The 10,162-nt window shown below is 70.9% G+C and carries 7 protein-coding genes; 4 read left to right on the top strand and 3 right to left on the bottom strand.

Translation table 11 applies throughout. The annotated features are described in order from the left end of the window. Positions 1-28: 28 nt before the first annotated feature. On the top strand, positions 29-1,096 hold the full coding sequence (locus IXW21_RS17160) for a threonine aldolase family protein (protein ID WP_194765452.1): 1,068 nt from the start codon (positions 29-31) through the stop codon (positions 1,094-1,096). Positions 1,097-1,201: 105 nt separating this feature from the next. On the opposite strand, the gene IXW21_RS17155 is transcribed toward IXW21_RS17160, so the two are convergent. Further along, positions 1,202-1,804: an NUDIX hydrolase family protein gene (locus IXW21_RS17155; RefSeq protein ID WP_194765451.1), complete on the bottom strand. Its 603-nt coding sequence runs from the start codon at positions 1,802-1,804 to the stop codon at positions 1,202-1,204. A gap of 61 nt (positions 1,805-1,865) precedes the next feature. Here IXW21_RS17155 and IXW21_RS17150 point away from each other — a divergent pair, with 61 nt between their 5' ends. Then, a complete protein-coding gene (locus tag IXW21_RS17150; protein ID WP_323742298.1) occupies positions 1,866-2,522 on the top strand; it encodes an alpha/beta hydrolase in 657 nt (218 codons plus the stop codon). Positions 2,523-2,565: 43 nt separating this feature from the next. Here the strand turns inward: IXW21_RS17150 and IXW21_RS17145 are convergent, their stop codons facing one another. After that, entirely contained in the window at positions 2,566-3,117 is a 552-nt protein-coding gene (locus IXW21_RS17145) for a hypothetical protein (protein ID WP_194765457.1), read from the bottom strand. A 211-nt stretch (positions 3,118-3,328) separates the two neighbouring features. Here IXW21_RS17145 and IXW21_RS17140 point away from each other — a divergent pair, with 211 nt between their 5' ends. Then, positions 3,329-5,020, top strand: a complete 1,692-nt coding sequence (locus tag IXW21_RS17140) for an ABC-F family ATP-binding cassette domain-containing protein (protein ID WP_194765449.1) — start codon at positions 3,329-3,331, stop codon at positions 5,018-5,020. Positions 5,021-5,025: 5 nt separating this feature from the next. Here the strand turns inward: IXW21_RS17140 and IXW21_RS17135 are convergent, their stop codons facing one another. Next, on the bottom strand, positions 5,026-5,436 hold the full coding sequence (locus IXW21_RS17135; RefSeq protein WP_194765448.1) for a DUF6157 family protein: 411 nt from the start codon (positions 5,434-5,436) through the stop codon (positions 5,026-5,028). 69 nt (positions 5,437-5,505) lie between these two features. On the opposite strand from IXW21_RS17135, the gene IXW21_RS17130 reads away from it, so the two are divergent. Continuing rightward, positions 5,506-10,137 carry an ATP-dependent helicase gene (locus IXW21_RS17130; protein WP_194765447.1) on the top strand — a complete coding sequence of 1,544 codons (4,632 nt, stop codon included), beginning with the start codon at positions 5,506-5,508 and terminating at the stop codon, positions 10,135-10,137. The last annotated feature ends 25 nt before the right edge of the window (positions 10,138-10,162 follow it).

Below are 10,162 nucleotides of genomic sequence, written 5' to 3'. Positions count from 1 at the left end.
GGGCAGGGGCGGGCCGTAGGCTTGTGCGGTGAGCATTCAGCATGACCCCGCGATCCGGGGCTTCGCCAGTGACAACTATTCCGGCGTCCACCCCGAGGTCCTCGCGGCCATCGCGGCGGCGAACGGCGGCCATCAGGTCGCGTACGGCGAAGACGCCTACACGGCACGCCTGCAGGAGGTCTTCCGCTCGCGCTTCGGCGACGGCGTCGAGGCCTACCCGGTCTTCAACGGCACCGGCGCGAACGTCACCGGCCTGCAGTCGATGCTGCCTCGCTGGGGCGCCGTGATCGCGGCATCCACCGCGCACATCAACGTCGACGAGGGCGGAGCACCCGAGAAGATCGGGGGCTTCAAGATCCTCGCCGTGCCCACCGAGAACGGCAAGCTCACTCCCGAGCTCGTCGACCGCGAGGCCTGGGGCTGGGGCGATGAGCACCGCGCGCAGCCGCTCGTCGTCTCGATCACCCAGTCGACCGAGCTCGGCACCCTGTACTCGGTCGACGAGATCCGTGCCCTCGCAGACCACGCGCACGAGCGCGGCATGACCCTGCATCTCGACGGCGCTCGCATCTCGAACGCGGCCGCCGCCCTCGACGTGCCGCTGCGCGCGTTCACCCGCGATGCCGGAGTCGACGTGCTGAGCTTCGGAGGTACCAAGAACGGCGCCATGCTCGGCGAGGCGATCGTCGTGCTCAACCCCGAGGCGTCGAACGGCCTGCAGTACTCGCGCAAGTTCAACATGCAGCTGTCGTCGAAGATGCGCTTCGTGTCGGCTCAGCTGATCGCCCTGCTCGAGGGCGACCTGTGGCTGCGCAACGCCCAGCACGCGAACGCGATGGCTCAGCGGCTGCGCGGCTCGATCGAGGCCGGCATCGCGGCCGGCACGATCGACGGCGTCACGTTCACGCAGCCCACGCAGGCCAACGGCGTGTTCGCCCAGCTGCCCGACGGCATCGCCGATCAGCTGCGCGAGTCGTTCCGCTTCTACGACTGGGATGCCGCGCGCAACGAGGTGCGCTGGATGTGCGGCTTCGACACCGAGGAGTCCGACGTCGACGCCTTCGTCGCCGAGCTCGGTCGCCTCACCACGCGCTGAGCCTCGGGCCGCGACGCCCGAGCATACGCAGAGACCCACCGTCACGAGTCGTGACGGTGGGTCTTCGCGTCTGCGCCAGCCTGTGCGGCTGCGCCGGATCTGCCGCTACCGCAGCAGTCCGAGGTTCGCGAGCGCCTGACGGATGAGCGTGCCTCGGCCGCCCTCCATCTCGGCGGCGACCGCGTCGGAACCGGCGGCCTCGGGTGAGAACCAGGTGACCTCGAGCGCGTCCTGACGAGGCTCGCAGGTGCCCGTCACGGGCACCACGAAGGCCAGGGACACGGCGTGCTGCCGGTCGTCGTGGTAGGCGCTGACGCCAGGGATCGGGAAGTACTCGGCCACCGTGAACGGCAGCGGCTGCGGCGGCAGCAGCGGGAACGCCATGGGGCCGAGGTCGTTCTCGACGTGGCGGAAGAGCGCGTCGCGGATCGTCTCGCCGAAGCGCACCCGACCCGACACGATGGTGCGGGTCATCTCCCCGAGCGGGGTGGATCGCAGCAGGATGCCGATCTCGGTCACCTGGCCGGACCCGTCGGTGCGCACCGGAATCGCCTCGACGTAGAGCATCGGCAGCCGACGGCGTGCCTCTTCGAGCTCGAAGTCGCTGAGCCAGCCGGGGTTGCCGTCGCGAGACGGCGACTGCGCGTCGTCGAAGCCTCCGAGGCCGTCTTCGGGCTCGGGATCGGGATCAGGTGTGCGGACGGACATGTGTCCTTTCTACCAGCCGCACCCGCGAGCCGGTGTCCGAGGTGACTGGCATCATGAAGGGGTGAGTGACGAACTGACGATCGACGGCGCTCTCACGCGCTGGTCCACCGCCGAACGCGCGGGCCTCCCGCTGCTCGTGCTCCTGCACGGATACGGAGCCGACGAGAACGACCTCTTCGGACTCGTCCCCTACCTTCCCGAGGGCATCGCCGTGGCATCCGTCGCTGCCCCTCTCGCACCGCCCTGGCCCATGCCCGGACGCTCCTGGTACCCGATCGAGGGTCTCGACGGCCGCAGCTCCGCAGCGGTGACGACCGCGGCGGAGTCCTTCCTGCGCTGGCTCGACGACTCGGCGGCGGATGCTCCGTCCGTCGCGTTCCTCGGGTTCTCCCAGGGCGCCGCGGTCGCCCTGCAGGCACTGCGCCTCGCCCCCGATCGCGTCGATGCCGTGGTCGCCCTGAGCGGCTACGTCGCCGACGGTGAGCTGCCGAACGACGAGCTGCTCACCGAGAAGCGTCCGCAGGTGTTCTGGGGCCGAGGGTCGAACGACGAGGTGATCCCGCCCGCGCGCATCGCCCACACGGCCGAGTGGCTTCCGTCGCACTCCGAGCTCTCAGGGCGCGTGTACACCGGCCTCACCCACAGCATCTCCGAGGACGAGCTGCGCGACGTGCACGTCTTCCTCACGAAGTGGATGGAGCGCGTCGCGAAGGCCTGAGCACTCAGGCTCGTCGGGGGGGGTATCAGACCGTTCGGGTGCGTCAGACCGATCGGGGGCCGTCCGACGTGGGTTCGTCACGGCCGGAAGCATCCGGACCGCCGATGCCGCCGGCATCCGCCCCGTCGTCGCCGGCATCCGCCCCGTCGTCGCCGGCATCCGCCCCGTCGTCGCCGGCATCCGCCCCGTCGTCGTCGGCATCCGCCCTGTCGTCGCCAGCATCCCCTCGGGCGCCGGCAGCAGCCGCCCCGTCGCCGGCAACGCCCGCCCCGTCATTCTCCGCAGACTCCTCCGGCGCGGCCGGCCGCGGCGCACGGCTGAAGGCGACCGACAGCGCGATGCCGATCGCGAGACCGATCCCGATGCCCACCGCCCAGTTGTCGAGCGAGACTCCGAACGCGACCCCCGCTCCCATGCCGACGGCCAGGCCCGCGCCGAGGCCCATCCGGGTGCGCATCTCGTGCGAGCTCGGTTCGTGATCTGCCATGACTCCACCGTACGGATGCGACGGCAGCCCGGCATCCCCCGCCGGGAGGATGTACGAACTCACCACGCCGAACATCGCGACGCGCCCGGGGTTGCGAAAACGCGACACGCCCGGGTATCGTCGTGGAGTCCTGTCCGCCGTGTCTGGAAGTCCTTTGATCTGATCCGTCGCCTCCGCGCTCATCCCTCCGCGCGCTGACCCGACGATCGCCGACTCCACGGCAGACCATCGCCCACCGTCCTCCCGACGGCGCACCCCGCTCAGACGGGGTCTTCGCGGCGACCGGTGTCAGTGCACCCCGCACTCGACAGGACACACCATGCCCGTACCCACTCTTCACGCCGCGGTCACTCTGGACCGCCTCACCTTCGCCTGGCCGGACGGCTCACTCGCCCTCGATTCGGTCTCGGGCTCGTTCGGCTCCGGCCGCACCGGCCTCGTCGGACGCAACGGCGCCGGCAAGTCGACGCTGCTGCGACTGATCGCCGGCGAGCTGGCCGCGACGTCGGGCGTCGTCTCCGCGAGCGGCGAGGTCGCGTACCTGCCGCAGCAGCTGACGCTCGACGTCGATCGTCGCGTCGCCGATCTGCTCGGAGTCGCCGCGGCTCTCGACGCCGTGCGCGCGATCGGAGCCGGCGACGTCGATCCCGCCCATTTCGATGCGGTCGGCGACGACTGGGACATCGAGGCGCGCGCCGAGATGTCGCTGGCCGAGGCCGGTCTCGCGCCCGACTTCCTCGACCGTCGCATCGGCGAGCTGTCGGGAGGGGAGGCGGTGCTCGTCGCGATCGCCGGCATCCGCCTGCGGCGTGCGCCGATCACGCTGCTCGACGAGCCCACCAACAACCTCGATCGCGACGCGCGCGCGACACTGGCGGCGATGGTCCGGGCCTGGAAGGGCACGCTGATCGTGGTCAGCCACGACCTGTCGCTGCTCGAGCTGATGGACGACACCGCTGAGCTCTACGCCCAGACTCTGAGCGTCTTCGGCGGTCCGTACTCCGAGTGGCGGGCCTGGCTCGACACCGAGCAGGAGGCGGCACGACAGGCCGAGGTCACCGCGAAGCAGGAATTCCGCAAGGAGAAGCGCCAGCGCATAGAGGCCGAGGTGAAGCTCGCCCATCGCGCCCGCACCGCCAAGAAGGCCGAGATCGAGAAGCGGGTTCCGAAGATCATCGCGCACGGCCGCAAGATGGCCGCCGAGGTCTCGGCCGGACGACTGCGCACCGAGGTCGGGGCGAAGGAGGATGCCGCCCGCGCATCGCTCGACGAGGCGGGGCGCCGGATCCGCGCGGATGCCTCGATGAAGATCGAGCTGCCAGACCCCCAGATCTCGCGCAGTCGACGTGTGGCCGAGCTCGCAGACGAGGAGCGCTCGTGGATCGTGCAGGGCGGCGAGCGCGTCGCGCTGATCGGACGCAACGGTGCCGGCAAGACGACGCTGCTCGAGCGGCTGGTGCGCGACGCCGACGTTCACGACTCAGCATCGATGCCGGGCCCCGGGGCGGAAATCGGGGCGGACGAGGCGTGTCAGGGTGACGCAGAGAGATCGGTGCTGAGTTCTGAACGGCCCACCCTCGAGGCCACGGCCCTCACCGACCGCATCGGCTACCTGCCGCAGCGGGTCGACGGGCTCGATGAGCACAGTTCGGTGTTCGAGAACATCGCGGATGCGGCGCCGCAGGTACCCGAGAAGGAACTGCGCAACCGGCTCGCGCGGTTCCTGATCCGCGGGGCCACCGCCGATCGACCGGTCTCCGCGCTGTCCGGCGGCGAGCGGTTCCGGGTGGCACTGGCGACGCTGCTGCTCGCGGACCCGGCGCCCCACCTGGTGGTGCTCGATGAGCCGACCAACAACCTCGACATCGACACCGTCGACCAGCTGGTCGAGGCGCTGCGCGCCTACCGCGGGGCCGTGCTCGTCGTGAGTCACGACGACGCGTTCCTCTCGAGGCTCGACCTCGATCTGACACTCGAGATCGAGGCGGACGGATCTCTCGCCGAGATCTGACAGGCTCAGGCCCGCCGGCTCCGCATCGCCTTCGTATGGGTGATCGCGGGGTCGGCGGCCAGGAGCGCGTACTCCTCGGAGCCGCGGGGCACGAGCGCGACCCGCCCCTCGGCGTCGTGAGCGATGCCCCAGCCGTAGCGCTTGCCCAGCGGCGAGGAGCGCAGGCAGGGCTGGCCCTTCGAGAAGAACGCCTCTCGCGCTGTGGTGTCGTGGGGGTCGAGTCCGGTGCGCAGCGCGTGGGTCTCGAAGATCACGTCGTCAGACGTGCGCGTGTAGGGCTCTTCCGCGATCAGTCGGTGGTGCAGCGCGGCGATCGTCGGCTTCTCGCCCGCCGGCGGCTCTTCGGCGTGGTCGACCGGGCAGTCCTCGGACACCTCGATGAAAGTGCTCACGTAGTTCGTGCTGTGCGACGCCATGCCTACAGCATGCCCGCGGCCTCGGACAATGGCGACCCCGATGTCGGTGGCACGGGTGATGATGGAGGGATGAGCGACGTGCTCGACCGCTTCACCCCCGCCACGCAAGACTGGTTCCGGGGTGCTTTTCCCGCGCCCACCCCCGCGCAGGCGGGCGCCTGGAATGCGATCTCCGCGGGCAAGCACGCTCTCGTCGTCGCGCCGACCGGATCAGGCAAGACCCTGTCGGCCTTCCTCTGGGCGATCGACAGCGTGTTCCGCGAACGCAGCGAGAACACGGCGAACGAGACAGCGAGCGCGAAGGCGAACGGGAAGGCGAACGCCGCGAAGGCGAAAGACACCTCGCGCACCCGCATCCTCTACATCTCGCCGCTGAAGGCCCTGGGCGTCGACGTCGAGCGCAACCTGCGCTCCCCGCTGATCGGCATCGGCCAGTCCGCCCGCCGGCTCGGCCTCGAAGCCCCGGCCGTGACGGTCGGAGTGCGGTCGGGCGACACGACCTCGAGCGACCGCCGCAAGCTCGTCTCCGATCCGCCCGACATCCTCATCACGACGCCCGAGTCGCTGTACCTGATGCTCACCAGCCGGGCCGGCGAGACGCTGCGCGACGTGTACACGGTCATCATCGACGAGGTGCACGCGGTCGCCGCGACCAAACGCGGCGCCCATCTCGCGGTGAGCCTCGAACGGCTCGACGCTCTGCGCCGCACCCATGGCCACGACGAGCCGGCGCAGCGCATCGGGCTGTCCGCCACGGTGCGGCCGATCGACGAGGTCGCACGATTCCTCGGCGGGGCGGCCCCGGTCGAGATCGTCGCTCCCCCCGCGTCGAAGACGTTCGAACTCGGCGTCGTCGTCCCGATGGACGACATGACGAACCCGCCTCCACCGCCCGGAGCTCCGAAGGATGCCGGCGACGCAGCCGAGGCCGAGTACACCGAGGTCACCGGTTCCGTGTGGCCGCATGTCGAGGAGGCGATCGTCGACCGCATCCTGCAGAACAAGTCGACCATCGTGTTCTCGAACTCCCGACGACTCGCCGAGCGCCTCACCGGGCGGCTCAACGAGATCTACTCCGAGCGCATGGGGCTCCTTCGACAGGCTCAGGAACCCAGCACGCGGATGCCGGCGGCGATGATGGCACAGGCGGGTGCCACGGCCGGAGCCGACCCCGTGCTCGCCAAGGCCCACCACGGTTCGGTCTCGAAGGAGCAGCGCGCCCAGGTCGAGGAGGAGCTCAAGTCCGGTGTGCTGCGCTGCGTCGTCGCGACGAGCAGCCTCGAGCTCGGCATCGACATGGGTGCCGTCGACCTGGTGATCCAGGTCGAGGCGCCCCCCTCCGCGGCATCCGGTCTGCAGCGCGTGGGGCGCGCCGGCCACCAGGTCGGCGAGATCAGCCGCGCAGCCCTCTTCCCGAAGCATCGGGGCGACGTGCTGCACACCGCGATCGTCACCGAGCGGATGCTGGCGGGCAAGATCGAGGCCATCCAGGTGCCGCGCAACCCGCTCGACATCCTCGCGCAGCAGACCGTCGCCGCGAGCGCGCTGGGGGCTATCGGCGTCGAGGAGTGGTTCGAGACGGTCCGCCGGTCGGCACCGTTCCAGTCGCTCCCCCGCTCGGCCTATGAGGCGACGCTCGATCTGCTCGCCGGCCGCTTCCCCTCCGACGAGTTCGCCGAGCTGCGCCCCCGTCTGGTGTGGGACAGGGACGCCGGCACGCTGACCGGGCGTCCTGGTGCACAGCGCATCGCCGTCACGAGCGGGGGCACGATCCCCGATCGCGGCCTGTTCGGCGTGTTCGTCGCCGGAGAGTCGACGGGCGCACGCGTGGGCGAACTCGACGAGGAGATGGTCTACGAGTCCCGCGTCGGCGATGTCTTCACACTCGGCACGACGAGCTGGCGGATCGCCGAGATCACCCACGACCGGGTCAACGTGATCCCCGCGTACGGGCAGCCCGGCAAGGTGCCGTTCTGGCACGGCGACGGCATCGGCCGCCCGTTCGAACTCGGCGAGGCGCTCGGCAGGTTCTCGCGAGAGGTGGCGGCGGCGACGCCCGAGAAGGCCGCTCAGCGACTCATCGACGCGGGTCTCGACGATCAGGCCCGCCTGAACCTGATGGCGCACCTGACCGAGCAGCGCGAGGCGACCGGAACCCTGCCCACCGACCGCACGCTCACGGTCGAGCGCGGCCACGACGAGGTCGGCGACTGGCGCGTCATCCTGCACTCGCCGTACGGCATGAAGGTGCACGCGCCGTGGGCGCTGGCGATCAACGCGCGCATCCGCGAGCGCCTCGGCGTCGAGGGATCGGCGGTCGCGAGCGATGACGGCATCATCGTGCGCATCCCGGATGCCGAGGCCGAGCCGCCCGGCGCCGAGCTGTTCGTGTTCGATCCCGACGAGCTCGAGCAGCTCGTGACGCAGGAGGTCGGCGGGTCGGCGCTCTTCGCCTCGCGCTTCCGCGAGTGCGCCGCCCGAGCGCTGCTGATGCCGCGCATGAACCCCAACAAACGCACGCCGCTGTGGCAGCAGCGCCAGCGGTCGGCGCAGCTGCTCGAGGTGGCTCGACGGCATCCGACCTTCCCGGTGATCCTCGAGACCCTGCGCGAGGTGCTGCAGGACGTCTACGATCTGCCGTCGCTGCGCAGGCTCGCGACGTCGATCGCCGACCGACGCATCCGTCTCGTCGAGACCCAGCCGTCACAGCCCTCGCCGTACGCGCGTGACCTGCTGTTCGGCTATGTGGGTGCGTTCATGTACGAGGGCGACTCGCCCCTCGCCGAGCGTCGCGCCGCCGCTCTCTCAGTCGACCCCGCACTGCTCGGAGAGCTGCTTGGCACGGTCGAGTTGCGCGAGCTGCTCGACCCCGCCGTCATCGCCCAGTTCGAACGCGAGGCGCAGCGGCTCGATCCGGAACGGCGCGCACGCGGGCTCGAGGGCGTCGCCGACCTGCTACGGATGCTCGGACCGATGGATGCGGCCGAGATCGACCAACGGCTCGACCCCGAGACCGGAACAGCCGCCGCGCACCTCGATGCGCTCGTCACCGCGCGCCGCGCGATCCCCGTGACGATCGCGGGTGCCACCCGAATCGCCGCGATCGAAGACGCCGGCCGGTTGCGCGACGCGCTGGGCGCGGCGCTGCCCACCGGCATCCCGGTCGCCTTCCTCGAGCCTCTCGCCGACCCGCTCGGCGATCTCATCGCGCGATACGCCCGCACTCACGGTCCCTTCACGACGGATGCCGTCGCCGAGCGCTTCGGCCTCGGTGCCGCTGTCGCCCGCCACACGCTGCAGCGGCTGGAGCATTCCGGGCGTCTGACGAGCGGATACTTCCTGCCCGAGGCCTCGGGTGCGGCGAACGAGACCGAGTGGTGCGACACTGAGGTGCTGCGGCGGCTGCGCATGCGGTCGCTCGCCGCGATCCGCGGCAGTGTCGAACCGGTGTCGCCGGAGGCCTATGCCCGCTTCCTGCCGGAGTGGCAGCATCTCAGTCGTCCGCTGGAGGGACTCGACGGCGTGCTCACGGTGATCGAGCAGTTCGCGGGCGTCCCGATCCCCGCGAGCGCGTGGGAATCGCTCGTGCTGCCCTCGCGGGTGCGCGACTACTCCCCCGCCCTTCTCGACGAGCTGACGGCAGCCGGAGAGGTCATCTGGTCGGGCCACGGCACTCTGCCGGGTCGTGACGGGTGGGTGTCGCTGCATCCCGCCGACCTCGCACCGTTCACGATGCCCGAACCCGACGACGAGATCGCCCCCGACTCGCTCGAGGCGCGGGTGCTCGGCGCGCTCGACGCGGGTGGTGCGTACTTCGCTTCGCAACTCAAGGAGATGGCGGGAGCCGAGAACGAGCAGTCCGTGCTCGAAGCGCTCTGGGCGCTCACCTGGGCGGGCAGGGTGACGAACGACACCTTCGCGCCGATCCGGTCGCTGCTCGCCGGCGGGTCCCAGGCTCACCGCGTGACCCGGCGGGCCCCGCGCGCGCGCACCTATCGCGGCATGTCGTTGACCCGCACCGCACCGCGGCCGACGTCGGTCGGCGGCCGATGGTCGCTGCTGCCGTCGGTAGAGACGGATGCCGCGCGCCGCGCGACCGTGACCGCCGGGCTGCTGCTCGACCGCTACGGCGTGGTCACCCGTGGTGCGGTGCAGGCCGAGGGTGTGCCGGGCGGCTTCGCGCAGGCCTATCGCGTGCTCGCCGGCTTCGAAGAGGCCGGGCACTGCCGTCGCGGGTACGTGATCGAGAAGCTCGGCGCCGCGCAGTTCGCGGCATCCGCCACCGTCGACCGTCTGCGGACCTTCGCGGGCCTCGCCGACCCGCCGCCGCGCGACGCCGTGACGCTCGCCGCGACGGATCCGGCGAATCCCTACGGCGCCGCGCTCGGGTGGCCGCGCCGAGACGACGTGTCGCACCGTCCGGGACGCAAGGCGGGTGGTCTGGTCGTGCTCGTCGACGGGTCGCTCGTGCTGTATCTCGAACGAGGAGGGCGCACGGTGCTGTGCTTCACAGACGACACCGACATCCTGAAAGCCGCCGCCACCGACCTCGCCGCGACCGCACGAGCCCGCCGGCTCGACACACTGACGGTCGAGAAGGTGAACGGCGACGGCGTCTACGGCACCGATCTCGCGCTCGCCCTGCAGGAGGCCGGCTTCGTCGCGACGCCCCGCGGATACACCCTGCGCAAGGCGATCTGAGTCGCGAGGAGTGGGGTGGTGCGGC

The organism is Microbacterium sp. UFMG61, from assembly GCF_015354505.1.
In the GTDB taxonomy this organism is placed as follows: domain Bacteria; phylum Actinomycetota; class Actinomycetes; order Actinomycetales; family Microbacteriaceae; genus Microbacterium.
The sequence above is the reverse complement of the archived record's forward strand: the minus strand, read 5'-3'. Positions and strand labels throughout refer to the sequence as shown.

Coding starts and splice junctions, on each gene's coding strand:
- IXW21_RS17155 (WP_194765451.1), bottom strand. CDS start 1,804: ATGTCCGTCCGCACACCTGATCCCGATCCCGAGCCCGAAGACGGCCTC.
- IXW21_RS17140 (WP_194765449.1), top strand. CDS start 3,329: ATGCCCGTACCCACTCTTCACGCCGCGGTCACTCTGGACCGCCTCACC.
- IXW21_RS17135 (WP_194765448.1), bottom strand. CDS start 5,436: ATGGCGTCGCACAGCACGAACTACGTGAGCACTTTCATCGAGGTGTCC.
- IXW21_RS17130 (WP_194765447.1), top strand. CDS start 5,506: ATGAGCGACGTGCTCGACCGCTTCACCCCCGCCACGCAAGACTGGTTC.